17 protein-coding genes and 1 pseudogene are annotated in these 25,075 nt (G+C 54.5%); 5 read left to right on the plus strand and 13 right to left on the minus strand.

Annotation, left to right across the window (positions count from 1 at the left end; all coding sequences use genetic code 11):
* Positions 1-2 precede the first annotated feature (2 nt).
* The 4 genes from G006_RS0122705 to G006_RS0122725 all read left to right on the plus strand — a co-directional run bounded on the left by G006_RS0122705 (position 3) and on the right by G006_RS0122725 (position 9,357).
* Complete coding sequence (locus tag G006_RS0122705; protein ID WP_020485524.1) at positions 3-2,732, plus strand: EAL domain-containing protein; 2,730 nt, start codon at positions 3-5, stop codon at positions 2,730-2,732.
* 298 nt (positions 2,733-3,030) lie between these two features.
* On the plus strand, positions 3,031-7,866 hold the full coding sequence (locus tag G006_RS27335; RefSeq protein ID WP_160167695.1) for a CheR family methyltransferase: 4,836 nt from the start codon (positions 3,031-3,033) through the stop codon (positions 7,864-7,866).
* Between the two features lie 149 nt (positions 7,867-8,015).
* Positions 8,016-8,861, plus strand: coding sequence for a class I SAM-dependent methyltransferase (locus G006_RS0122720; RefSeq protein ID WP_026147241.1), 846 nt, complete (start codon positions 8,016-8,018; stop codon positions 8,859-8,861).
* A gap of 109 nt (positions 8,862-8,970) precedes the next feature.
* Positions 8,971-9,357 carry a NifB/NifX family molybdenum-iron cluster-binding protein gene (locus G006_RS0122725; protein ID WP_020485528.1) on the plus strand — a complete coding sequence of 129 codons (387 nt, stop codon included), beginning with the start codon at positions 8,971-8,973 and terminating at the stop codon, positions 9,355-9,357.
* Between the two features lie 136 nt (positions 9,358-9,493).
* Here the strand turns inward: G006_RS0122725 and G006_RS0122730 are convergent, their stop codons facing one another.
* The 4 genes from G006_RS0122730 to G006_RS0122745 form a co-directional block, all read right to left on the minus strand.
* Positions 9,494-11,503 carry a TonB-dependent receptor plug domain-containing protein gene (locus tag G006_RS0122730; protein WP_020485529.1) on the minus strand — a complete coding sequence of 670 codons (2,010 nt, stop codon included), beginning with the start codon at positions 11,501-11,503 and terminating at the stop codon, positions 9,494-9,496.
* 558 nt (positions 11,504-12,061) lie between these two features.
* Complete coding sequence (locus tag G006_RS0122735) at positions 12,062-12,745, minus strand: Fe2+-dependent dioxygenase (RefSeq protein WP_020485530.1); 684 nt, start codon at positions 12,743-12,745, stop codon at positions 12,062-12,064.
* Positions 12,746-12,748: 3 nt separating this feature from the next.
* Complete coding sequence (locus G006_RS0122740) at positions 12,749-13,459, minus strand: PepSY-associated TM helix domain-containing protein (protein ID WP_020485531.1); 711 nt, start codon at positions 13,457-13,459, stop codon at positions 12,749-12,751.
* A gap of 118 nt (positions 13,460-13,577) precedes the next feature.
* Positions 13,578-15,770, minus strand: coding sequence for a TonB-dependent receptor (locus G006_RS0122745; protein ID WP_020485532.1), 2,193 nt, complete (start codon positions 15,768-15,770; stop codon positions 13,578-13,580).
* Between the two features lie 708 nt (positions 15,771-16,478).
* Here G006_RS0122745 and G006_RS0122755 point away from each other — a divergent pair.
* Entirely contained in the window at positions 16,479-16,724 is a 246-nt protein-coding gene (locus G006_RS0122755) for a hypothetical protein (protein WP_020485534.1), read from the plus strand.
* A 117-nt stretch (positions 16,725-16,841) separates the two neighbouring features.
* Here the strand turns inward: G006_RS0122755 and G006_RS29250 are convergent.
* From G006_RS29250 to G006_RS0122815, 9 genes and pseudogenes are all read right to left on the minus strand, one after another.
* A pseudogene (locus tag G006_RS29250) lies at positions 16,842-17,444 on the minus strand (ATP-binding cassette domain-containing protein).
* Positions 17,445-17,666: 222 nt separating this feature from the next.
* A complete protein-coding gene (locus G006_RS0122770; protein ID WP_020485537.1) occupies positions 17,667-18,479 on the minus strand; it encodes a hypothetical protein in 813 nt (270 codons plus the stop codon).
* An 826-nt stretch (positions 18,480-19,305) separates the two neighbouring features.
* Positions 19,306-20,121 (minus strand): heme ABC transporter ATP-binding protein, encoded by an 816-nt coding sequence (locus G006_RS0122785; RefSeq protein WP_020485540.1) that lies wholly within the window; start codon positions 20,119-20,121, stop codon positions 19,306-19,308.
* Between the two features lies 1 nt (position 20,122).
* Positions 20,123-21,217 (minus strand): FecCD family ABC transporter permease, encoded by a 1,095-nt coding sequence (locus G006_RS0122790; protein WP_020485541.1) that lies wholly within the window; start codon positions 21,215-21,217, stop codon positions 20,123-20,125.
* Positions 21,214-22,113, minus strand: coding sequence for a heme/hemin ABC transporter substrate-binding protein (locus G006_RS0122795; RefSeq protein ID WP_020485542.1), 900 nt, complete (start codon positions 22,111-22,113; stop codon positions 21,214-21,216). Before G006_RS0122795 ends, G006_RS0122790 begins: the two co-directional genes overlap by 4 nt.
* Before the next feature lie 102 nt (positions 22,114-22,215).
* Entirely contained in the window at positions 22,216-22,761 is a 546-nt protein-coding gene (locus tag G006_RS0122800; RefSeq protein WP_020485543.1) for a HugZ family pyridoxamine 5'-phosphate oxidase, read from the minus strand.
* A gap of 69 nt (positions 22,762-22,830) precedes the next feature.
* The gene (locus tag G006_RS26295) at positions 22,831-23,832 is read right to left on the minus strand and encodes a ChuX/HutX family heme-like substrate-binding protein (protein ID WP_020485544.1); all 1,002 of its coding nucleotides are present in this window, start codon (positions 23,830-23,832) and stop codon (positions 22,831-22,833) included.
* 122 nt (positions 23,833-23,954) lie between these two features.
* Positions 23,955-24,683, minus strand: coding sequence for a VPLPA-CTERM sorting domain-containing protein (locus G006_RS0122810; RefSeq protein WP_020485545.1), 729 nt, complete (start codon positions 24,681-24,683; stop codon positions 23,955-23,957).
* A gap of 146 nt (positions 24,684-24,829) precedes the next feature.
* The gene (locus G006_RS0122815; protein ID WP_020485546.1) at positions 24,830-25,075 is read right to left on the minus strand and encodes a hypothetical protein; all 246 of its coding nucleotides are present in this window, start codon (positions 25,073-25,075) and stop codon (positions 24,830-24,832) included.

Genomic DNA, 25,075 nt, shown 5'->3' on the forward strand with positions numbered 1-25,075 from the left:
TCATGATAAATACAGGCAAAATTCTGGTCGTTGACGACACTTCGGCGTCTTTGAAGTTGCTGTCGGACCTTCTCAAGGCCGAAGGGTATGAGGTGCGCTCGGCGATAAACGGCGAGCTGGCGGTTAATTTTGCCATCGCCAATCCGCCTGACTTGGTGTTGCTGGATATTCTGATGCCCGGTATGGGGGGCTTTGAGGTTTGCCGTTTGCTCAAAGCGCATCCCGATACCCGCAATGTGCCGATTATTTTCATCAGTGCGCTGTCCGAGCCGGATGAAAAAGTCCAAGGCTTCAAGCTCGGCGCGGTGGATTTTGTCACCAAGCCGTATCAACGTGAGGAGTTGCTGGCGCGCGTGCGCACGCATCTGGAAATCGACCGCTTGCGCAATCATTTGGAAGAACTGGTGGAACAGCGCAGCCACCAACTACTGGAAAGCGAGAAAAAGCTCAGGACCAGTCTGAACGACCTGGTGGCGGCTCATAGCCTAATGCATACCTTGCTGCACACTATTCCCGATCTGGTCTGGTTAAAGGACCCACAGGGCGTGTATATCACCTGCAATCTGCAATTCGAACGCTTATACGGTGCCAAGGAAGCCGACATTGTCGGCAAGACCGATTACGAGTTTACCTCCAGGGAACTGGCCGACTTTTTCCGGGAGAATGATCGCAAAGCCCTGGCCGCCGGCCAGGTTTGCGCCAACGAAGAATGGCTGACTTTCGCTGATAACGGTTACTACGGCTTGTTCGAAACCCTGAAGACACCGGTGTTGAATCAGGACGGCAAACCGATAGGCGTGCTCGGAATTGCCCGCGACGTGACCGAGCGTAAGGCGGCAGAAGCGAAAGTCCAACGCCACATGCAGCTCTATGCGGCCTTGAGTCAGTGCAATAAAGCCATCGTACACAGCGCCGACGAAACCGAATTGTTCCTGGGAATCTGCCGCGCCGCCGTGGAGTTTGGCGGTATGAAAATGGCATGGGTTGGCTTATTTGCCGCTGATCGGTGCTCGATACGCCCGGTCGCCAGTTTCGGCAAAGGTGCGGAAGAGTTGGCCACGATAGACATGTCCATGGCTACCGACAGCGCTTTCGGCCATAGTCCTACCAGCATTGCGATCCGCGAACAACGCCCTTACTGGTGCCAGGATTTTATTAACGATCCGATTACCGTGCCATGGCGAAAACAAGGTTTGCGCGCCGGCTGGGCCGCGTCGGCTTCGTTGCCGTTACTTAGAAACGACAGGGTGGTCGGTGCATTCGTACTATACGCTGACGAGGTTAACGCCTTCGACGATGCTGCGCGCGACCTGTTGGTCGAAATGTCGATGGATATTAACTTTGCCTTGGAAAATTTCAGCCGCGCGTTGGCCCAAAAACAAGCGGAAGCGGAGATCGAGCGTTTGGCGTTTTACGATCCGCTAACCAATCTACCGAATCGCCGTCTGCTTTACGATCGCCTGCAACAAGCAATAGTGACTAATGCCCGGCATGATAAACACGGCGCGGCCTTGTTTATCGACCTGGATAACTTCAAAGCGCTTAACGACACCAAGGGCCATACGATTGGCGATTTGCTACTGATCGAAGTCGCCCAACGTCTCCGAGATTGTGTGCGCGAAGGTGATACCGTCGCCAGGCTGGGCGGCGACGAATTTGTGATGATCCTCAACGGTCTGAGCCCGGAAGAAACGCTGGCGTCTGCTCATACCAAAAAGCTGGCCGGCAAAATCCTTTCTGCTATTGATCAACCCTATTCTTTGCAGGGATACGATCACCATTGTTCGGCCAGCATGGGCATCTGCATGTTCCGGAATCAACCTATTACGGCGGAAGAATTGCTGAAATACACCGATACCGCCCTATACCAAGCCAAGCGCGGCGGCCGTAACAAGCTGCTGTTTTACGATCCGGTCATGCAGGCCGCTTTGGAAACACGCGCGGTATTGGAAAGCAATTTGCGCGTGGCACTGAGCGAGCGGCAATTGGTGCTGTATTACCAGATGCAAGTCAACCACGCCGGTCAGATTCTCGGCGCGGAGGTATTGATACGTTGGCAGCACCCGCAACGCGGTTTGGTTTCGCCTTTGGAATTTATTCCACTGGCTGAGGACACCGGTTTGATCTTGCCGATAGGCAAATGGGTTATGGACTCGGCTTGCGCCCAGCTCAAAGCTTGGGAAAGCGATCCGTTCAAGTCTAAGCTACAGCTTGCGGTTAACGTCAGTGCCATGCAGTTTCATCAAGAGGATTTCGCTGAGCAAGTGCAGCGAACGTTGGCGCGCTACGATTTGAGTCCTAATCGGCTGAAACTTGAGCTCACCGAGAGTTTGGTGCTGGATGACATTGACGATGCGATTGTGAAAATGCAGCGACTGCGAGAGTTTGGCGTGCGTTTCTCAATGGATGACTTTGGCACCGGTTATTCGTCCCTGTACTATCTGACCAAGTTACCGATTGATCAGTTGAAGATCGACCAGTCCTTCGTGCGCAATATTACCTTGTCCCAAAGTGATGCGGTGATTGTGCAAACCATCATCGGCATGGCCGACAACTTGGGTATCGAAAGTATCGCCGAAGGCGTTGAAACCGAAGAGCAGTTGAGATTCTTGGAACAGCAAGGGTGTCATTTATATCAGGGCTACTTGTTCGGTAGGCCGGTACCGTTGGCTGATTTTGAAGCCCAATGCGATTATTCGGTGCAGCTCGGTTTACGGGCTAAAGAAAGTTAGAGGTGGATGATTTGCCCATCTTCTGCCTGCACAAAGGCTGAGGCTTGGCGGTATAGTCTATGTGTCTATGCTGCTTACTTTGTTTTCAAACGCCGATTCCCAAGACATCAAAAGCTTAGGCTGGCAAACTTGGAGTGGCTCAGGGGTTGTTGCCGCTTCGAAGAGATAGCCTTGAAACGCAATTTTGAACCTGTTGTCGCTGGCATGCGATTAGATTAAGTTACCCAGGTAAAACGGCAACAACCAGTGGTTGAGCTGTAAATAATCATTATAAAAATAATAAGCGAAGGGGTTGTTGGTGGGCAGCGAGGGAAAACAAAAAAAGTGCGAAGTCGTCGGTATTGGCGCTTCGGCGGGTGGGCTACAGGCCTTAATCCCGGCTATTTCCGCATTAAAGCCGCGAGGGAAATTTGCCTATGTTTTGGCTCACCATCTATCGCCCGATAAGCCCTGTTCACTGATAGAACTGTTGCAGAATAAATGTGCGCTCAAGGTCTCCTGGGCTCAGGATGGTACTGAACTAGTGCCCGATCACCTGTATGCCTGTCCACCGGGACACAATATCGAGGTGGTGGATGACAAATTGCTAGTGTTTCATGCCGAAGAAGCGCAACCCATCGCACCGTCGATAGATCGATTATTTCGTTCCATCGCTGACAGCCGCCAGGAAAAAGCCATTGTCGTCGTTCTATCCGGCTCGGGACACGATGGTACCTTGGGCGCTGAAGCAGTGGCCGCGGCCGAAGGCTTGGTCATCTTGCAAAACCCGGCAGACGCCGTGCATAGCGCAATGCCCGAGTCGGTCATCAAATTAGGTTTTGCGGATTTGGTGGGTAGCTCGCAACAGATTGCCGAGTGGTTGAATCACACCGACGACATCGATGGCGTAATGAACGATGAAGTGATGGGTTCCGCGAATGCATTTTCCGAATTAATCCGTTTGGTCCACCACACGACTGGGCTGGATGTAAACAGTTACAAGGAAGGTACTTTGCGTCGCCAGGCATTTCGCCGGTTTCGCAGCCTGGAAATCGACTCCTTGGAACATTATGTCGATTATGTCAGAGAACATCCGGAAGAACTTAGCCTATTGCAACAGCGCTTTATGGTATCGGTATCATCGTTCTTTCGGGATGAAACCGCCTTTGCGGCAATGGAAGCTGCATTGCGGATTTTGATCGTTGGTAAAGCCGCCGGCGATTCGATCAGGGTTTGGGTGCCGGGCTGCGCAACAGGTGAAGAACCTTATTCCATCGCGATGGTTTTGGCCGAGATATTGGGCGACAGGTTAAGCCTTTTCGAGGTCCGGGTGTTTGCTACCGACATTCGCGATGAAGCCATCGAGTTTGCTCGGGCCGGGATATACACATCCAGAGAAATGACCAATTTGGGCGCGGAGCGGCAGCAACGCTGGTTTAAAAATGAGGGGAGCGGTTGGCGGATTCAGCCGGTCATCCGTGAATTATGCATATTTTCCACGCACAACATTATCCATCACCCACCCTTCATTAATATGGATTTGGTGAGTTGCCGGAATTTGCTGATTTATTTCAAACCGGCGCAGCAATCGGATTTGATCAACGCTTTTCATTACGCCCTGAAACCTGACGGCTTGTTGTTTTTGGGAAAATCAGAATCAGTAGGGCTAAATTCGCCTTTGTTCGAGGTATTGGATGGCAGTAACAAACTCTATCGTCGGCGGGCTGTGGAAACGCGGCATGTACTTCGCTATTCGCCGTTTAATACTGCCATCGAAACCAACGGAGCCAAGTTGACTATGGGCAACGCGCACTATCGGCAAGCGTTAACCGAGCTAGCTATTAATGCTTTGATGCGGGATTTCGCGCCGGCCGGCGTGCTGATCAATGATAATTTTGAACCCTTACGCTTTTTCGGCAATGGGCGCCGCTTTTTCGGTTTGCCTGAAGAAAGTACCGATTTTTCAGTGTTTTCGCTGTGTTTGCCCGAGTTGCGAAATGAGCTGAAAGCGCTCTGTTTCAGGTTGATGCAAGAAAACCTGAACGTTGCCGAGGGTGTAACGCTCGACATAAGTATTGATGGCGCAGCATGCCGGGTCAGGCCGAAAGTGACGCGGGTTGAGCAGACGCCGGGCAGCCATGCGTTTGGCATCTTGATTACGTTTATCGAGGTAGCACCGGTTTTGCTAGCCGAAAATACGTTGGTAACAGCCGAACAACCCTACGCCGAAATAGAACAAATTCGCCGAGAATTGGCGGATAGTCGCGAACTGTTGCACAGCGTGATTAACCAACTCGAATCCGCCAATACCGAATTGCAAATACTGCGGGAGGAAGTGCAATGCTCCAGCGAAGAATTACAGGCCTCCAATGAGGAACTGCAAGCCTCTAATGAAGAATTAACCACACTAAACGATGAGTTGCGGGTCAAGTCTGTGGAGTCTGCCCAGCTCAATGCCACGCTGACCAGTATTCAAAACTCCCTGCGGAGTAGTCTGGTCCTGGTCGACAAAGAAGGGCATGTCACGCGCTACAACGCCTTCGCTACCCGCGTGTTCGGCTTGGTCCCGGACGATATTGGGCAATTTTTGTACGGGATTCCCTGTCATATCCCCATACCCAGGTTACGAGATTACGTAAGCAACGTCGTAGCTAGTGGCGAGTCGGTGGTGGAACAGATTCACCACGGTGATTTTCATTTTTTGATGCAAATTGATCCGTTCGAAAACGAATTGGGCGATATTGCCGGCGCGGTGTTGAGCTTTTCCGACATTTCCGAATTGTATTCCGCCGAAGAAGCCCAAAGAAATATCGAAGCCCGCTTCCGGCTGTTTATGGATAACAGTTCCGCTGCGGCTTGGATTAAAGACAAAGACGGTCGTTACGTGTATTTGAATAGAGTATTCGAGCAGCGCTTTCATACTAAGCTCCAAGACTGGCAGGGCAAAACCGACTTTGATATGTGGCCGAAAAGCGTTGCCGAAGAATTGCGCGCCAATGACCTGGTAGTCGTGCAGACGGGTCAGGCTTTAGAAATAGATGAAACGATCATCGAAAAAGATGGGTGCGAACAAATTTGGCACAGTAGCAAGTTTAGCTTCTGCGACGTGGAGGGCCGTTGTTATGTCGCCGGGGTGGCGACAGAAGTGACGTCTCAGCGGCAAGCAGAGCGAGCGCTACGCGACAGCGAGCAACGCGTACGTTTGGCCATGGACGCAGCCAGGGGCGGTTCGTGGGAATGGGAATTGGCGACCAATCGGAATTATTGGTCTGACGAGCTATGGGGTTTGTATAACATTCCTTATGGCTCGGTCGAACCCTGTTATGCGTCTTGGCGGAAAACGGTGCATCCGGACGACATTGCGCGGGTAGAGGCCATCAACGCAGCTGCCGTCGCTCGTTCGGGGCCATTTGAAACTGAATGGCGGGTCGTGCTCCCTGAAGGGCAGGAGCCGCGCTGGCTAATGTGCCGAGGTCGCCCTCTATCGAATGACGATGGCAGTGTGATCAAATATATCGGTGTGGTCATCGATATATCCGCGCGGAAAAAATCCGAAGAGCAATTGAGCAAAAACGCCCTGTTAGAGGAAGAGTTGAACCATTTACAGGGGCTTTTGGAGTCGGCTTTTGCGGGCTATTGGGATTGGAATATTCCGAAAGGTACTGAATATTTTAGTGATACCTTTAAAGCTATGTTGGGTTATGGGGATGACGAATTCCCTAATGTCCCGGAAACCTGGCAAAAATTAATTTTTAGCGGGGACTTGCCCGCTGTTATCGAAAAGTTCGAGCGGCATGTGGCCAGTCATGGTGCAGAACCTTATTACAACGAAGTAAGGTATCGACACAAAAACGGCTCCACGGTGTGGGTGATTTGCGCAGGTCGGGTTGTACAGTGGGCGGAAACCGGTGAGCCGCTTCGAATGGTGGGGTGTCATATCGATATTACGCAGATGCACCAGCGCTTGGACGAACTGGTTGAAGCGAATCTGCGTGCCGATACCGCCAACCAGGCAAAAACGGCATTTTTGGCCAACATGAGTCACGAAATTCGCACCCCGCTCAATGCCATTGTCGGTCTCACCCATATTTTGTCTCGCAAAGTGACGGACCCTGAGCAAACCAATTTCTTGAAGCAGATTGGCGACTCGGCCCAACATTTGCTTGGCGTGATCAGCGATATTCTCGATTTGTCCAAGATCGAGGCAGAAAAGTTGGTGTTGGAATCCGTGGAGTTTGATTTAGGTGAAGCGGCGGCCAAGGTCCGGACGATTATGCACGAATTGGCTGAAAACAAAGGCCTGAGCTTAAGCGTGGATTGCGCAACTTTAAACTATCTATTGTGTGGAGATCCGATCCGCTTTAGTCAGGCGTTAATAAACTACATCAGCAACGCGATCAAGTTTACTGACAAAGGTTTTGTGCAGGTTCGGATTTTCCCGGTCAGCGAACAGGGCGATAAAGTGCTGTTGAGGGTGGAAGTGCGTGACAGCGGTCGCGGCATCCCGTCGGATATGATTCCAAAGTTGTTCTCCGCGTTCGAGCAAATCGATACTTCCATCACCCGCAAGCACGGCGGTACCGGCTTGGGCTTGGCAATTACCAAACGGCTCGCTGAGCTAATGGGCGGTCAGGCCGACGCCACGAGCGCGGTAGGACACGGCAGTACATTTTGGTTTACCGCTTGGTTAACCAAGGGCAGCCATATTAGCGGCAGCAGGCAATTGTTGGATGGCAGCGACGATACAGCGGAGCAGATTTTGCTTAGCCAATATGCCGGTACCCGTTTGTTGCTGGTAGAAGACGAACCGATCAATCAAGCGGTTGGCGTCATTCTGCTGGAAGCGGCCGGTTTTGAGGTCACGGTAGCGGATAATGGTGCCGACGCACTGGCGCTGGCCAAACAACAGCGGTTTGCTTTAGTGATTATGGACATGCAGATGCCGGTGATGGATGGGCTTGAGGCTACCCGGCAGATCCGCTTGCTGGACGGCTGGCAAAATGTACCGATTATTGCGATGACCGCAAATGCTTTTGCTGAAGACCGTGAATTGTGTTTGCAAGCGGGTATGAATGATTTTCTCTCCAAACCGTTTGATCCCGCCAGCCTTTGTGCTCGACTGTTGTATTGGTTGGAGCACAGTGCGCGGGCTTGAATTGGAAGCTTTGCTGCTCGTTCTCAATGCGCATCATGGCGTTGTTGGTTTTTACTGTAAATTCCCTGGAGTCGTCATTCCCGCGAAGGCGGGAGCGACGATATTTAAGGACCGGTTTAATAATCTCAACTACCTGGAATGACGTTGCCGTGATTCGAATTTCCATACTTGTAGCCGCTATTGCCATCCTTAGTGCTTGTGCAGCGCCGGATGAAAATCCGAAGACGCCATTGACACTGGAAGCGGCTGTGGCCGGTGAGTGGCGAGATCCCGCTAATGTCGCTCGCGACAAGTGGCGGCATCCTTTGCAAACGCTGGCGTTTTTCGGCGTGACTCCTGGGCAGACTGTGATCGAAATTACGCCGGGTTATGGCTGGTATGCCGAGATTCTGGCGCCTCTGCTCAGAGTAAATGGCCATTACGTTGCCGCCGTGATAAACCCTGATAGTGCCGTCAAGCAAAGCGCCAGGAATTACTACGCGAAGCAACTTAACGCCCTTGAGCGTCAATTTCTAGCCTTGCCAAACTTATACGGTAGTCCGGAGATCCGGCTTTTTGATGAAGCTAAGCCAACCTTCGGCGCACCCGCGTCAGCGGATGTGGTATTGACGTTCCGCAATGTCCACAACTGGCGGGAAGCGGAAAGCGTGGCATTGATGTTCAAGGGGTTTTTCGACGTACTCAAGCCCGGCGGCACGCTGGGTCTGGTGGAGCACCGGGCAAATGGCGATGTGGCGGACGACGATTTTTCAGGCTATATCGGCCAAAATCAATTGATTGCTTGGGCCGGTGCGGCCGGCTTTGTGTTACAGGCTGCCAGCGAGATCAATGCCAACCCGTTGGACAGCAAAGATCACGAGGGCGGGGTGTGGAGTTTGCCGCCGGCATTCAGCAACGGCAGCAAGGATAGAGACAAATATGCCGCGATTGGCGAAAGTGATCGAATGACCTTGCGGTTTATAAAGCCTGGAGCGGCGCTCAGTGCTGTTAAATAGGCGTTGGAGTTAACCCGCAAAAAGATATTTGCTGACAGATAACGTTGACTATTTCGAATAGAAGGGATTTACTCCGTAACAAATTTTCTTTGTCAAAGGTGCTGAATCGATGAACGAAACACTGATTGCCGTAGCTGTTGAAAACGGTGGGAATATTGCGCCGCATGCCGGCAGGGCATCGCGCTGGCTGGTCTATGTTGCTGGACAAGCAGCGGAGGCGAGTCTGGCCTGGACGCTTGATCTAACCGAGATTGGCAGCCTGCACGAATGGCATGTGCGCGGCGACGGCAATCGGCACCCACTGCATTATGTGGATATAGCGATTGCCGGATCGGCGGGAGACGGGGTAAAGCGTAACCTGCTGGAGAGAAATACCGAACTGCATACCACCAGCGAGACATCGCCATTGAAAGCGGTGGCCGCCTATCTGGCTGGCGAACTGGTCGATGGCCTGCCGCACGAGGAAGCACATTGCCTAAAAACTAGCGATCAGTGATTCGAACTTAAATAGCGTCGCTCCACACAGGCGGGAGCCCGGATGCCTGACTAGGTTTGCTACGCGGCCCTTGGGCTCCAAGGAATTTAAGTGGCTGTGTCAATAACCGGCTCGGCGCAGTCGTTTTACTACAAACTCAAAACTCCCAAACCACTTTGCCGTAAACGCCGCGTTGCACTTCGGTGGCTTGGGTGAAGGTTTCCTGGACATATTCCAAATGCTGGTTATCCAATAGATTTTGCCCAACCAGCGATAGCTCGACAGCTTGATTCAGCTTCCAGGCCAGACGCAAATCCAGGGTGGTGTAGGCTCTAATATAGGCTGGCCCGCTGAGGGTAAAGGCGCTGGCATTGTCCACATACCGCAGCCAGGCATCCAGGGTAACGTCCTCGGTGGGATTGAGCATCGCGCGCAACGAGGTTTTGTGCTGCGGCGATACCGCTTCCTGATAATACGGATTGCTGGAAAGCTCGGTTTTAAGCACGCTATAACTCAGGTCCCAGCGCCACCAATCCAGCATCTTCCAAACCACTGCGGTTTCCACGCCATAGGTTTTGCCCTTGCCGGTGTTGTCGATGATCAACGGCTGTTTGATAAAAAACGGCACATTTGCCGGGTCTGTCGCCCCTGGATGGTAAGAGCGCAGATTTTCATAATCGTTATAAAACAGCGATAAATCTATGGAAAAACTATTGCTGGGCGTGTATCGATAGCCGGTTTCATAGGCCAGGACCTCTTCGGCTTGGAAAGCGTTGGAACCGGTTACCGCGAGGGCGAGCGGTAAAGGCGTGCTATTGGGGCTGGTCAGCGGCGGCACGACTTGGCCGATCAACTCCATATGTGCATCCACCCGCGACGGAATGCGCACGCCGCGGGAGACCGCCGCCCACAGGCGGTGATTGGGGTCCGGTCCCCAGAGTAGGCGGGCTGTAGGTTGCACTTCTATGCCGGTGTAGTCGTTATGCTCCAGTTTGGAACCCAGCGTGAGCCACAGCTGTTCGTCCACCAAGGTTAATTGGTCCTGCAGGAAGGTACTGAAATAACTCTCGCCGCGTTGAGGTGGCGTGAAATTAACAATACTCTGCTTAACTTGGTTTTCTTTGGTGTAGGTATACCGATAGCCAGCCCCCCAGACTATGTCGTTCCAGTCGTTTAAAGCAAAGCGGTGTTGAAAATCCACATCTCCGGTATAGCGTTCCTCTTCAATATAACTTTCTCTGCGGTCGTAACTGTCAAAGTACAGTTGCAGGGCGTAATTTGACGTATCGGAAATGCGATGTTGCAGACGACTAAGCAAGTTGCCGCCGGTGGCTTGGACCTGGTCGGAAATGGTTTCTCGATAGGGAGTCGTGAGCGCGGCTAAACCGATTTGTTGGTTTAAATCGCTATGATAAACATCGCCTTGCACGGTGGCGGAGTCGGCGGCGGACCAGTCTGAGTCTATGCGAAAGCCGCCTTGCATTTTGCTCCAGGCATCGCCGGCGGGCTGGCCGGCAGGTCTGCTGAGGGCGTCGCGCTCAAAACCTTTGATATACGCCCGGCCGCTGGTGGTTTCGTTGAGTTTGCCGCCGTAACGGAATGAGCCGAAGCCGCGTTCCTCGCTGCCGCCGCCGGCGCTGAGCAAGCCGCCTTGGGTATCTGCGGCATGTTTGGTGATGATGTTGATCACGCCATTCACGGCGTTGGCTCCCCATAGTGCTGCGCCAGAGCCGCGTATTACCTCAATGCGGTCCACGTCTTCCAGCATGACATCTTGCATCTCCCAATACACGCCGGAAAACGCAGGTGTGTAAATGTTTCGGCCGTCTATCAACACCAGTAATTTATTGGAAAACCGGCCGTTAAAGCCGCGCGAGCTGACCGCCCATTTGTTGGCGTCTATGCGGCCGACGTCAATGCCGGGCGCCAGACGCAGTGCGTCCGGAATGTTGGTGGCGCCGGCGCGTTTGATGTCGTCGTTGCTGATGACAAATACCGCAGCCGCCGCATCGCCCAGCGCTTGGGCTTTTTTTGAAACGGATGTGATTTTTACCGATAGCAGTTCTTCTATATTCAACTCGGTTAAATCGGTATCGGCCGAAGCAATTTCCGCATGGACAGCCAAACATAGCGCACCTATCCAAACGGTGTAAAAGGTATTTTTCATTCTGTAGCAAATGGGGCATGGCGAGAGACAGAGTGTCTCTCGGGTTAATTCTTCAGTTGCAAATGTAGCGCAGCATCGGTTTATCACAAAGTTTTTGTAACATTTATTCATTCTACTTTGTTAGATGCGAAAAGGTGCTGGCCATTCCGGCAGCGATTGGCGTAATCCAGGCCCCATGGCCGGGGTGAAGCTTGCCATCCATGGCATTGGATGTCCGCTCTTGCGCCGTTAACTATCGTGGTTCCCGCCTTAGCGGAAATGACGAATGCAAGATATTAAACGCTGGGTAAATGGGTCAATGTAATGGCTGACAGTGTTGCTGATTGTAAAAATTTGGTGAAGCGTGGGGCGCTGAGGGCTAAGCAAATGGCGGAGGGCGAATCCCGTTGGCCGTTGGAGGGATGAAGTTAAAGTTTTCAGCGGCATGCCAACTGAAGTGGCAAGAGGACTGAAGTTGACGCGGTTTGTTGTTACCCGGCCCCTACATATTGTCGCTCCCGTTTTCGCGGGAATGACGATACTGGGCCTATAAGAGCCGGGATTACCATCAGGCGTGTTTCACAGCTCCGCCCACATCCTTAGCAGGTTGTGGTAACAACCTGTCAGGTTGACGGTCGGGGCGCTGTCGCCCGCCGTGTTGCGCAATTCCAGGATAGCCATATCCATTTCAAATAAAAGGCGGCGACGCTCGGTTTCCCGTACCATGCTTTCCAGCCAGAAGAACGAGGCCAGCCGCGCGCCGCGCGTCACCGGCGCCACCCGGTGCAGGCTGGAGCCGGGGTATAGCACCATATCTCCAGCCGCCAGCTTCACGGCATGCTCGCCGTAGGTGTCTTCGATGACCAGTTCGCCGCCATCGTAACTGTCCGGATCGGCGAGGAAAATCGTCGCCGACAAATCGGTGCGTACCCGTTCGCCGCTGATCGGGCAGTGGCGGATGGCGTTATCGATATGGTTGCCGAAGGTGTTGTGTTCACCGGCATAGCGATTGAACAAAGGCGGGAAAATCTTTTTCGGCAGTGCCGCCGACAGAAACAGTGGGTTGCGATTCAAGGCGCCCAGCAAGATGGCGCGGGCGGCGTGACTTTGCTCGGTTTGCTCCGGCAGTTGCCAGTTGTTTTTGACCTGTGCCGACTGACTGCCGGCAGTGATGCGGCCATCCGCCCAAGGCGCGTCGGCCAGAATGTCGCCAAGCTGTTGCAGTTCGGTAGAGGAAAGAACTTCCGGAATTTGGATCAACATCGTCTAGCCCGAGATGGCTTGCATGGCAAAAAACACCGCCAAACTCATGGAGCCCAGCCCTAATCCGGCGGCGGCTAAGCGGTTGCCGTGCAGCCTGGTCCACAGCAAAGTGCCGGTCAAGGCCAGCAGGATCAGGCCCCCCGCCAGGGTATCCACCAATAAGACCCAGCCGACGCCCATGCCGGTGCCCTTATGCAGACTATTCAGAGTAGTCAACAAGTTTGCCTCGCCTTGCTTGACCGTGACAAAGGCGTTGCCTTCCCAGTAGTCGGCGGACAACATCTTTTGCGGATTACGGACGTTAATTTGCCAGGATGCCGGTTGCTGGACCGGTTGATTGTTCCAGGTCACGGTTTTACCGGGTTCCTTGCGGATTTTGGCGTGGGTGGTATCGACGCCTAAAGTTTGGCCTAGCCAGGCGGCCAGCGCTTTCGGGTCCGCGGGGTGCGGTTCCGGCAATGCCAGTTGAATTTCTTTTTGTTCCATGCGGCCGATGGGGATTTTCAGTACGTCGCGGTGGTTCATTAAAATCCCGGTAAAACCGAATAGCAGGCCCAGCGCGGCGCCCCATAGCCCGAACCAGGCATGGGTGCGGCGCAACCATTTCAGGAAGGCGCCGCGCGACAGGTTTTTCGGTAAAAACAGATAGCCGCCGTTGGTTTTCTTGGGCGGGCGGGCGACTGGCGTCAATAATGAATCGGTTGCGGTGTTCATGGGTCGGGTTCCAAAATCTGGCTATGGCAATTGCAATTAAGGTTTTTGCGGATCGGGTGGAACGGTTAAACAATCTCGCTACTGGCGGATGTTGCTTAACAGTTCAAACACGCAGAGTTTAGTATTTAAAGCTCACCGTCAATTGCCCGGACACCGGCATGCCCGGCAAGGCCGAGTTGGTTTGTCCGGATTCGTAATAGACGGTATCGGTCAGGTTAAACACATTGAGTTGCACGTCGTAATGTTTTTGGTGATAGGCCACCACCGCATCCAGGCGGGCGTAACCCGGCAATACCGCTTCGTTGACGCTGTCGGCATAGCGGTGGCTGGCGTAGTACACACCGCCGCCGACTTCCCAGTTGTCGGTCAAGTGGTAGGTGCTCCAGGCTACGCCGCTGTGTTCCGGCACGTTGACGGCCGTCATCCCCTCAAACGATTTCACTAAGCCGCTGACCGAGCCGGTTGCTGTTGATGTAGATTTGGTGATTTTCGAATCAAGATAGGCATAGGTCAACGAGACATCCCACTTCGGTAATACTTCGCCAGCTAATCCGGCCTCGAAGCCGTCGGTACTTTGCTCTCCCGCGAGGACTTGCAGGTTGGCATCCAGCGGCGAGGTGGTGCGGGCATTGGTTTTTTCCAGTCGGAACAAGGCGGCAGTGGCTGACAGTTTGCCGTCGAACAGCTCCCATTTGCCGCCGATCTCGTAGTTGTGATTTTGCTCGGGCGGCAGGTTGGCATTATTGGCTGATAGACTGAGGCTTTCCGCAGACGGATTAAACGATTTGCCGTAACTGAAGTAATAGGACTGGGCTTTGCTGGGTTGCCAGACGATACCCCCGCGCGGGCTCCATTGGTCAACACTGGTGTTAAAGTCGGCTGTGCCAATGCGGTCGGTCTGTTGAGCGTCGAACACATCGTAACGGGTGCCGGCCAACAATTTCCATTCCGGACTGATCTCGAATTGATCCAAAACGTAGCCGGCGTAAGTTTGGGCTTGCGTCAGCCGATTGGTATCCAAAGTGCCGCTGAAGTCGTACGCCAAGCCGGTCACGCTGGCGGTAAGACGGGGATTGAATATCGACACCCGGCTGACGCCAGTCGAGTTTTTCGATTTGAAATCGTATTCTTCCCAGCCGAATTCGCTACCGAACATCAAAGTATTGTTAAAGCCGAACAAGGGTTTTTTATAGACAAAATCGGTCTGGTTGTAGATGTTTTCCTGGGTATTCAGGCGCAAGGCTTGCGAACGGGCGATAGTGCCGGCATCGGCTCCGGTGTATGCCGCCGCGCCGGAATAAAGATGGGTCAGGTATTTACGTTCGTAATCGCCGTAGCGGATCGAGTTTTTCACCGAAAAATCCTGGTTGAAACGGTGGGTTAATGCCACCGTGGCCACATTGACATCGGTGTCCATCATCCGGTTATCGGTAAAGCCATAAAAGGTGTTGATAGGCACGCCGGCCGGCCGGCCTCGGTACATAGGCACGCCGTAATCGAATACGCCTTCTTCCTGTTGATGCAGTAGATTTAGAGTTAAATCGGTATCGGCGCTAATGTCCCATTTGAACGAAGGCGCGATACCCCAGCGATTGCTGAAGTTGTAGTCGCGGTAGGAATCGGCGTCTTGGTACATTACATTCAGCCGGGCCGATAAATCTTGATATTTGGTTTCGGTGTCGATGGCGGTGCGTTTGAAATCGTACAAGCCATAGGTAAAACTGCCGTTAATCCCGGTTTTACCGGTGGGTTTCTTCGCGACTTGATTGATCACGCCGCCGGTGGCGCCGCGGCCGAATAATATCGACGAAGCGCCTTTCAGCACTTCGGCTTTTTCGATGAAGAATGTGTCGCGATTGTATTGGCCGTTGTCCTTGACCCCGTCCAAATATTGATCCGAGCTGGCGGCGAAGCCGCGTAGGGTAATCGAGTCGCCGGTGCGGCCGCCTTCGCCGGCGGCAATCGTCAGGCCGCTGACGTTGCGTAAAGCGTCGCGCAGGTTGAAGGCGTTTTGCGACTCGATCAGTTCTTTTTTCACCACGCTGACAGACTGCGGAATATCGCGCAGCGCCATCTCGGTTTTACTGCCGGTGGTCGAGGTTTCGGCTTTGAAACGAATGGCTTGCTTTTCGCGGTTGGCTTTGACTTTAACGTCTTCCAAAACCACTTCTTGATCATTGTTGGCCGCTACGTCGGCGCTCGGGTCGGCGGCGAATGCCGCCCCGCTCAGAGCCGCGCCCAGCGGCAAGAGCGCCCCTAAGCGCCACTTGGCAGGGGTGTTTTTTTTAGTGGTCGAATGGTTTGCAGACATAGTATTCCCGTGACTAAATAAATGTTGCTGGCTGCCTGGCGGGGAATGCTGGGTGGCTAAGATTTTACGAACCGACAGTTATTGTCCATCGGTTATTGATCGCTATTCGAGCTATGCGGCTCCAAAAAGCCGAGAAATAAGATCATTCTCAAATAATAACGATTCTCATTTTATTTTTTTTGAGGCTAATGTCAACTCCGGAATTTGTGTGCAGACCGTTTCCCCATTCGAAATCAAAGTTTGGATAGGCTTACATCTTTGAAAGCATTCGAGCCGTTTCGGGAGCTCGGTAGCCTAAAGGTTTGCGGAAAGCAGCCTTACGCCTGCAAAAAAAATGGCGAATTAACGGCTGAAATTTTCAAGGGCGAAGAAATACTTTACTTTTCAAATGAGAATAATTATCATTTGAGTCAGATTAAAAATCAGCTGCCGTGACGTGAAAAGATTATTCCCCTTATTTAGAGAACCCGAGGCTGTGCGCTTGGCAATCGCTCCGGACGTTTTGGCGGCGTTGGTCGAAAAAGGCGAAATCCATGCCACGGATTTCCGATGTCTTGATCTAGGGTCGAAACAAATCGTTTGGAAAATGTTCTTGTCTCAGACAAAAGCCAAGCTCAGTCGTGGTTTAGCGAATCCGGAGCGGCAATAGTTTTTAATGCGCTTAAAAGTTTTTACCCAATCCCAGACGATTTTTGAAGGAGTAAACGTATGAGCAAGAAACCCTGTACCCACGAATGTTTGGCGGCGACGGAGTTAAGTAAGGTATTGATTTGCCGCGAATGCGGCGTTGTACATCTGCATTTGCAGAACATGTCCTTGCGCCTGGAAGTTGCCGACTTCCTGAGCTTTGCCGACACCATGTCCGAAGCCGCGCACCAGGCCAGAGCCGGTCAAAAAGACAAAAGCAAACGCGCCGGATTTACTGTTGTTAAATCCAGTACCAGACTCAATTAGCGAAACCCCACTTGCCGGAAAATCCCCGGCGGTTTTCCTAAAATAGTCGCCCCTGAATAAATCAATTGGTTAGAATTTATTCAGGGTCAACTTAATAGTTGGATCGCGGAATAGCCTTCAGAAACTACCCATTCTGCTTTCGCTGTATATGCTCTTATCCAGAGAGACGACTCTGTCCGCCATGTCTATGGTTTCCGGTCTATGGGCGATGGTTAATCGGGTGATGTTTAAAGAATTAATTGCCAAATTCACCTTCCGCTCTTTTTCGACATCCAAGTGGCTGGTTGCTTCGTCCAGGACCAGTACTGACGGCACTTTGTAGAGCGCCCGCGCGATGATGAGCCGTTGCTTTTGCCCGCCGGAGAAACTGCTGCCCATGTCGCCAACCTGGGATAGATAACGCATGGGTAGAACCTCGATTTCATGGTCGATCCCGGCGAGTTGAGCGCTTTGTTTAAGTAGTTCGAAATTGGTTTGTAAATCGAATCTGGAAATATTTTCCTGAAGGCTCCCCGAGAATAACTGGTCTTCCTGCTATACCGCTCCCACCAACCGGCGCCAATTGGCCAATCCGAATTGGCTTATAGGCATACCGTCGATTTCGATGAGGCCCTCGGTCGGTTCCAGCGGACCCAAGCAGAGCTTGACCAAGGTGCTCTTTCCGCAACCGGACGCACCGACGATGGCGATGTGTTCGCCGGGTCGGATGGACGGATGCAAATCGCGAAATACCCATTGCCCGTCTTCTGGCCACCATATAGCGTGTGGTGAGGTAACGAAACCTCACGGGATGAGTTAAGTCGTTTCGCGTATGGTGCGGTTCGCAAGCTCACCGGCAACCTAGGTCACACACATTAAGGGTTGCAACTTGTCTTGCCGTAGCTCATGTTTTCAACCTTTGTTCTTGAGGCATAACGTAAAAATAACCGGCGCTGCGCGGCTTTATTGAGCTGCGTTCGGTTGACTGCCTGGTTGGGGGGCATGCGGCTTCTTGGCTGCTTCTTCGCACTGCTTCAGTAGCTTTATCTGTTCATCCATTGGTAGATCGCTAAAGTCCGGGACATTAGCGCCGATGATTTTGGCTGGGCCGTTGCTTGTGATTATGTAACCACCGTCTCCATCGACTTCAAGCAGTTGGAACGAACTACCGCAGGAAGTGCAATAAAGGTCTGTTGTCGCATGCGGGGGAACCCACGTTCTTGTTTCGCCGCACATACATGTGAGTGGAATCGATGAACTTGAACCGATCAAGCCGGTTTTGATGAAGAAGTACTTGGAGTTACGAGTAGCAATCGCATCGGAAAGCGCAGCGGCGTTTTGATGCAGTAATGCGGAAAATCTGTCCGCCTGAGATTTCAGCATCAGTTTTTCCAAGCATTTGACGAGGCTTGGAATGTACGTGGCTAGTAAAGCCTTGCATGAAGTTTCGAGTATTTCGTACTTCAACTCACTGAAGTTTTCCGTGCTCGGTAGATATGGTTCGTCTTCGTCGCCGAAGATAACCTCCGCGCCAGCCGTGGACGTGAAGAAGGTAGATATGTAACCAATGTGAGTGAACTCAGAGGAGAACTTGAATAGGTTTTTTAGATCGTCCGGCAGATCTGGGTCGGATGGCGCACCGAGGACTGAGAAAAGGAAATCGACCTTCTGGGCGAAAGTGCTGTGATTGCATTCAGTGATGTGAGACTTTGCCCAATCCTTGAATTTGATGGTTCCAAACTCGTTCAGGGCGCTTTCGACCTCGGCATTGAACAATGCATGAGCCAGGGACTTGGTCGCGTACTTGCTAAAGCTATTGAGGGAGACGAGGACGTGATAATTGAACGACTTTGGATCAAGCAGACATAGCTGGTAGGAATCAGAGACGATGCTGTCTATGTACTGTCTGGTCGCGGTAACGAGATCGTTATAGTCGCGAAGCCTCTCGAAAGCGCCGACAGGCTTTCCAGCGTTATGTGCGCCCGTTCATCTGGCCCAGTAAGCGCAGCGAGCTTCTCGAAGACAGAAAAGCTGTTGAGTTGGAGCCGGCTGACTATTGGGACAAACGCATTCAGATCAGTGCCGGACTTGTACTGCGGATTCAGATGCGAATCGTCCGCGAGGGATGACTCAATCTGTCTATGTATGCCTCGCAAAGTGGCAATGGCATTCGCGAAAGCCTTGTTCAAGAATGCAATGTTGCTGCAAAGAACACGATAGTTACTGAGAGCTGCGGAATTCTTGCGCTCTGTGAGGTTCGAGGCAATCTTTTCAGAACATCAATCTCGTTCATGGTAGTTCCTATGGCCCCAACTAGTAACTAAACAGTTTTCGCATATCACCAAGCTAATACTCATTTTTGCAATAACTGATTGGTTAGCACGGGATTTTCCTGTCTGCATACCATTCGGCAATCAAAACTGATCACCGGTAACGGAGCAATCGGCAAAATTGAATCACTGGATCGACTGATCGCAACAGGGCTAGCGTTCGCTGCCAGTTTATTCGATTTCACTTCCAATATACCATCGCCATACCGGAAAAACTGTGGCATTGAATCGTAAGGTGCCGCCTTCCCTGGCGGCTTTTGTTAACGCATTCCTCATTGCCCCACAACGCCCGGCGCGGCCTGCCGCCGCGGAATCACCAACGGCGCGCCCGGGATTTGCGGATGACTACTGATGCTGACCGGGTGAGCGAACACTTGCCGGATCACCTCGCTGTTCAGGGTTTGCGCTGGCGTGCCGATGGCGGCCAGCCGGCCTTGATGCAATAGCGCGATGCGGTCGGCATACAGCGCGGCCAGATTCAGGTCGTGTAAGACCGCCAGCACGCCGGCCTGTTGTTCATCTGCGAAGCGGCGAGCGATGACCAGCACCGCGTGCTGGTGGGCCAGGTCCAGCGCCGAGGTCGGTTCGTCCAGCAACAAATAGCGGTGCAACGGGTCTTGCGGCTCCCAGATTTGCGCCAGTACCCTTGCCAGTTGCACCCGCTGGCGTTCGCCGCCGGACAGCGTGGTGTAGATGCGCTCGGCCAGATGGCCGGTATCGGTCATTGCTAGCGCTTGTTCGGCGATGGCCCGGTTTTGCGCGGCGCTGTGGCTTTTGCGTTGCGGGCTGCGGCCCATCTGGGCCACGTCGCGCACCATGAATCGGAATGCCAACCCGGAACTTTGCGGCAACACGCCGCGCAGCAACGCCGTGCGCTGCGGCGGCCATGCGGCCAGCGGCCGGCCGTTCATCCTCACTTGGCCGGCCAACGGCGCCAACTCGCCGCTCATGGCCCGCAACAGGCTGGATTTGCCGGCGCCGTTCGGGCCGGCCACGGCCAGCACTTCGCCGGGGCGCAGTTCCAGCGTCACGCCGTCCAGCAAGGTTTTCGCACCGATGCGTAAGCTCAGGTCTATGGCTTGCAGCATGTCAATGGCCCATCAGTTTTTGCCGGAACAGCAGCCACAGAAAAAACGGGCTGCCGAGCAGGCCGGTGACGATGCCGATCGGGATTTCGGCCGGCGCCGCCAAGCTGCAGGCCAGATAATCGGCGCAGATCAGCAGCAAGGCGCCGAGCAGCGCCGACGCGGGCAACAGCCAGCGGTGATCCGGCCCCAGTGCCAGCCGCAATAGATGCGGCACCACCAGGCCGATGAAACCGATCACGCCGGATAAGGCCACCGCCGCGCCGACGCCAAGCGCGACTAAGGCCACCACGCCGGTTTTGATGCGTTCGACCGGAAATCCCAAATGGCCGGCTTCGGCCTCGCCGAGCAGCAAAGCGTTCAAGGCATCGGCCAGCCACGGCAACAGCAGCAAATTGGCCAGTAAAAACGGCGCACCGATGGCGACGCCGTCCCAGCCGGCACCGTTAAGGCTGCCCAGGCTCCAGAAGGTCAAGCTGCGCAACTGGTCGTCGTCGGCCAGATAGACCAGTAAGCCGGTGGCCGAGCCGGCCAGCGCGTTGATGGCGATGCCGGACAGTAACAGCGAGGCTACGTCCAGCCGGTCGCCGCTGTCGGCCAGCCGGTACACCAGCCAACTGACCGCAAAGCCGCCGAGTATGGCCGCGACCGGCAATAAATAGGCGCCGAATGCGCCGGCCACAGCGCCAAACAGACTGTCGCGCAAAACGATGACGGCCGCCGCGGCCAGCGCCGCGCCGCTGGAAACGCCGATCAAGGCCGGATCGGCCAGCGGATTGCGGAATAAACCCTGCATCGCCGCGCCGGACGCGGCCAAGGCTCCCCCGACCAGCAATCCCAACACCAGGCGCGGCGCGCGAATCGCCAACAGCACCGCTTGCTGGTCGGCGCCGAACGGCCAGGGCAGGGCGATACCGAACCGGTCGGCGACGATGGCGACGGCCTGGCCGGCCGAGATGGCGACCGCGCCGCTGCCCAGAGCGGCCAAGGCTACGGCGACCAGCAGCAATGCCAGCAGCCAGCACAGGCCGGCGCGGCTCAAGGCCGGTTTCAGCCGAAGACGCGGTCCGGCTAATGCGGCCGCAGCATGGACTGTCATCGGCCGGCACCCGCGTCGATAGCGACCGCCGGCTCGCCGTGCAGTCGTTTGGCCAGTTCCAGCACCGCCTGACCGCTGTGCAAGCCAAAACCGAGCAAGGCCAGGGTATCGACCACGAAGACTTTACGCTGTCGGCCGGCCGGGGTTTGGGCGATGCCGGGTTGTCGGTAGAACGCCTCCAGACCGCCGATGGCGTTGGCGGCCACGTCGGTTAACAAAATCACGTCCGGCGCGGCGGCGATCATCGCTTCGGTACTGATGGGTTTGTTGCCTTGCAGTTCGCCGGCGGCGTTGGTGGCGCCGGCCAGCGTTAACACCGCGTCGGCGACGGTGCCGCGTCCTGAAGCCAGCGGCGCGCCGTGAGCCACCGCCATCAAAAACAGCACCTTGGGCTGTTCACGGCTTTGCGCGCGCCACTGCGCCAACCGGTCGAAATCGGCTTGCACTTGGCCGGCCAGTTCCCGGCCTTGCTCGGCTTTATCCAGCAAACCGGCAATCGCGCCGATTTTGGCGGCAATGCCGGCGGCGGAATAATCCTCGGCCAGCGTTTCGATACGCACACCGGCCGCGCGTAATTGTTCCAGCACCGCCGGTGGCCCGGAGTGGGCGCTGGCCAGCAGCAGGTCGGGACGCAGCGACAGGACGCCTTCGGCCGACAGTGTGCGCATGTAGCCGACTTGCGGCAGCGCCTGGGCGGCGGCCGGCATCAGGCTGGTGCTATCGACGCCGACCAGACGCTCCGCGCCGCCTAGGGCGTAGACGATTTCGGTCAACGCGCCGCCGACCGAAACGATGCGGCCCGGCCCGGCGGCGGCCGGCACGACGGCCGATAGCCAGAGGAGGGCCGCGCATGCCGCTTGCGCAAGTTTATGGCTTAGGGATGTGGTCGGTTTCATATTGGGGTTTTAGATGCTCTCTACAAATCAAAAGTCGGTGCGAGTCGCGACCAAGCGCTTCCAACCGAATGCCTAGCCTCGGCGCATTACCTGGGTTTGCAATTAAGCCTGGGCATCGGCTTCCGCTTCGGCTTTACGCTGTTTATGGCCGACATCGTTGACGTGGCGGATTTGCGCCAGATCGTCGCCTTCTATCGAAAACGCCTTGGCAAAGCCTTGCACGAAACTGCCGCGTTGCGGACGGATGCAAAACAGATGAAAGTCCTGCATGTTTTGTAACTGTTTCATGAACGCGCCGAATTTTTCCTCGAATAAGCCCATGATGTATGCGAAAGCGTCGGTATCGCGGTCGATTTCGCCGGCCGAGCAGTGATAGGTAACGCGTTGCCGGGCGAACAAATGCGCGGCTTTGTCTTCGTCCTCGACGAACAACAGACAAACCCGGCCGTTGTTCAACAGGTTTTGGGTGTGGGCCGATAGTTCGCTGACATACACGTAATATTGGCCGTCGTGCCGCACATAGGCGGCGTAACTGGCTTCGGGTTCGCCGGAGGCGCTGACCGTGGCCATTAGCGCGGAGGAAAATGTTTGCGGCAGAGCGGTATAAGCGGCTCTGACTTGTTCGAGATCGATGGTCTTGTGGTTCATGCTGGTTTCCAGGTGTGGGGGAATCAATAAAATGTGTCGGTTTACGGTTTTGGGTAGCGATGCAAAATGCTAGGAACCTCCTGTAACCGCCGAGGCTAGTAGCAAGTCGCGCCAGAAAACGCTTTCGCCGTTGGTTTCGTCGTAACCGCCGAAGATGGAGGCGATGCTCTGTTGGTTTTGGTCACGAACCAGCAGGCCGGTCAAATCCCGCTGCTGGTAAGTGAGTTGGACGATGTTCGCGCCGGCCACGGCCATTTCGTTAAGATGCAGATTGAAACCCTGATCCAGGACATTGAACCAGGGGCCGGTAATTTTCAGGTTTTGAATCGGGCCGTCGTGCAGTTGCATCGCGCCGGGATTGCCGACCAGCACTTGTATCGGCAACAGCAGTCCCGCCAGTTGCCGCATGAGCTCGCGTAGCGCCGGCGTGGCAATCCGGCCTGCGAGAACAGCCTCGGTCGTGTGGGCAAGCAGCAAACGCCGCCAGTGTTCCGGTAAATCCTGTGATGAGGCGAGGGCGTCAAGCGCCAGCTTGGTGCCTTCGGTGGGTAGTTCCAGATTGGGCGACTGATCGTCGGCACGAAAGATGTCGACTAAGCGCCGGTAAGGGCCGGCATTGGAATGATCGGTCAGATAAATCTTGTGCACGGCCTCGCCGTCTGTGTCGAAAAATTGCAGGCTGTGGCGCGGGCCGAGATGCGATTCTTCCATCACTGCGAAACCCGAATGCCAAACGCCGGTCGAAAGGCACAGCTCGATATGGTGTCCGGTAATCAGGATAAAGTCGCCGCATGGACGTATATCCTCGTAGAGCCCGGTTTTTTCGTGCACCGCAAAAGCGTTGCGGGTCAAGGCCATCACCGGACCCAAGGTGCCGACCGCGCCCAGCAGCGCGGGCCAGTGTTCCCGCAAGCGGGTGACCCGGTTGCCGCAGTCGGTTGCCAGCAGTTCGGCTTCGCTGACGCCCAAAGTCGCCGCGGCATCGCGAATCCGCATATGCGGGTGATCGGCGCGCAGGTCTTGCCAAGCTTGTTTCAAAGTGTCCGCGCTGGATTCGGGATGTTTAATCATGGATTTTGCCATTACGCTGAGCTCCGTTAAGCGAATGCGCTGTATGTTTCCAAGTCAGCGCAGGTTAGGGACTTTGCAGCCGGGCCGCGCGGCCAGGATGCAAAGCGTTTACAGGTCGACGTTTATGCCGCCAGGCCTTTTTTACGATTTAAACCCAGCAAGCCCATGAAGCCGGCGCCGAACAGCCATACTGCCGCAGGCAGCGGCACACTGGTTACGGGATCGGTGCTGGGACCGATGTCGATAGCCACTTGACCCAAACTCAAGCTATGTCCGGCGCTGAATGAGAACAGATAATTGCTTGCCGGTCCGGATAAGTCCCAATAGGCCAGGTATTGCACCAGTTCGACAGGGCCGAACGAACTTTCGTAGTCGTCATCGTAGAAAGTTTGCGTCGTAAAGGTAGGCGCTACGCCATTCAGTAACAGGCTGTTGTAGTCCATCTGTATGCCCCAGGTTTCGAATTGCAATGCCGCTCTTAAGGGCTCGTTGTTGGTAGAGCCGCTTAGCGAAGCCGTGAAATTCTCGGTAACGCTAAAGCTGTACAAATTGCCCGATCCGGCCGCGAATGTGCCGGCGTTCCAGCCGATATTGGCGTCGGCGCTGCCGGCGCTGCCCACGTCCGCCGCTGCGGTGCGGATGCCGGGATAAGAGTTATCCACGAAGCTGTCCCATTCCGCATACAGCGTGCCGGCATCGCCACGGTTCCAGTTGCCCCAGCTGGCTTCGCTTGGGGTGTCGAAGCCGTAGCCGGCGGCGTAAGGGTCGGGACCATTGGTCAAGTCAGCCGAAGCGCTACCGGAAACGGCCAACAGGCCGGCGATTAAGGTCAGTTTTTGTGCAGTTTTCATGGTTGGTTTCCTATGTAAATAAATTGACGTATCTCTTCATCGCAAAGACGATCCGTTGCTTTCGTCAAAAATAGCTTCCGCCGCTTCGGCCCCATGCCGGCTATCCGCGCTGGCCAATGGCCTTTGCGGTGGCGGACATTTAAAACTCAGTGCGGCTCGTGGCATTCGAGTAGCGGGTTGCTATCGCGATTGCCGTTCGGCGCCCCTTGCACCTGAAAGTCCAGGACATAACGGTACTGTTTGCCGCAATAGATGATCACTTCCTTTTGCCCGCGCTTTAACAGCCGCATGTCTACCCGCAGCTCGCCGAAACCCTCGTGCTCCAGCAATTCTTCGAACAGTGTTTCCAATTTTTTTTGGGCCTCTTTCTTGGCCCTGTATCCCTTGGTCAT

Origin of the sequence: Methylomonas sp. MK1 (genome assembly GCF_000365425.1) — a bacterium.
In the GTDB taxonomy this organism is placed as follows: Bacteria; Pseudomonadota; Gammaproteobacteria; order Methylococcales; family Methylomonadaceae; genus Methylomonas.

What these genes read in the sequence shown, in the direction of transcription:
- G006_RS0122730 (WP_020485529.1), bottom strand. Translation starts at nt 11,503, where the DNA reads ATGAAAAATACCTTTTACACCGTTTGGATAGGTGCGCTATGTTTGGCT.
- G006_RS0122790 (WP_020485541.1), bottom strand. Translation starts at nt 21,217, where the DNA reads ATGACAGTCCATGCTGCGGCCGCATTAGCCGGACCGCGTCTTCGGCTG.
- G006_RS0122800 (WP_020485543.1), bottom strand. Translation starts at nt 22,761, where the DNA reads ATGAACCACAAGACCATCGATCTCGAACAAGTCAGAGCCGCTTATACC.
- G006_RS0122810 (WP_020485545.1), bottom strand. Translation starts at nt 24,683, where the DNA reads ATGAAAACTGCACAAAAACTGACCTTAATCGCCGGCCTGTTGGCCGTT.
- G006_RS0122740 (WP_020485531.1), bottom strand. Translation starts at nt 13,459, where the DNA reads ATGAACACCGCAACCGATTCATTATTGACGCCAGTCGCCCGCCCGCCC.
- G006_RS0122705 (WP_020485524.1), top strand. Translation starts at nt 3, where the DNA reads ATGATAAATACAGGCAAAATTCTGGTCGTTGACGACACTTCGGCGTCT.
- G006_RS0122795 (WP_020485542.1), bottom strand. Translation starts at nt 22,113, where the DNA reads ATGAAACCGACCACATCCCTAAGCCATAAACTTGCGCAAGCGGCATGC.
- G006_RS0122755 (WP_020485534.1), top strand. Translation starts at nt 16,479, where the DNA reads ATGAGCAAGAAACCCTGTACCCACGAATGTTTGGCGGCGACGGAGTTA.
- G006_RS0122815 (WP_020485546.1), bottom strand. Translation starts at nt 25,075, where the DNA reads ATGACCAAGGGATACAGGGCCAAGAAAGAGGCCCAAAAAAAATTGGAA.
- G006_RS26295 (WP_020485544.1), bottom strand. Translation starts at nt 23,832, where the DNA reads ATGATTAAACATCCCGAATCCAGCGCGGACACTTTGAAACAAGCTTGG.
- G006_RS0122735 (WP_020485530.1), bottom strand. Translation starts at nt 12,745, where the DNA reads ATGTTGATCCAAATTCCGGAAGTTCTTTCCTCTACCGAACTGCAACAG.
- G006_RS0122725 (WP_020485528.1), top strand. Translation starts at nt 8,971, where the DNA reads ATGAACGAAACACTGATTGCCGTAGCTGTTGAAAACGGTGGGAATATT.
- G006_RS0122785 (WP_020485540.1), bottom strand. Translation starts at nt 20,121, where the DNA reads ATGCTGCAAGCCATAGACCTGAGCTTACGCATCGGTGCGAAAACCTTG.
- G006_RS0122745 (WP_020485532.1), bottom strand. Translation starts at nt 15,770, where the DNA reads ATGTCTGCAAACCATTCGACCACTAAAAAAAACACCCCTGCCAAGTGG.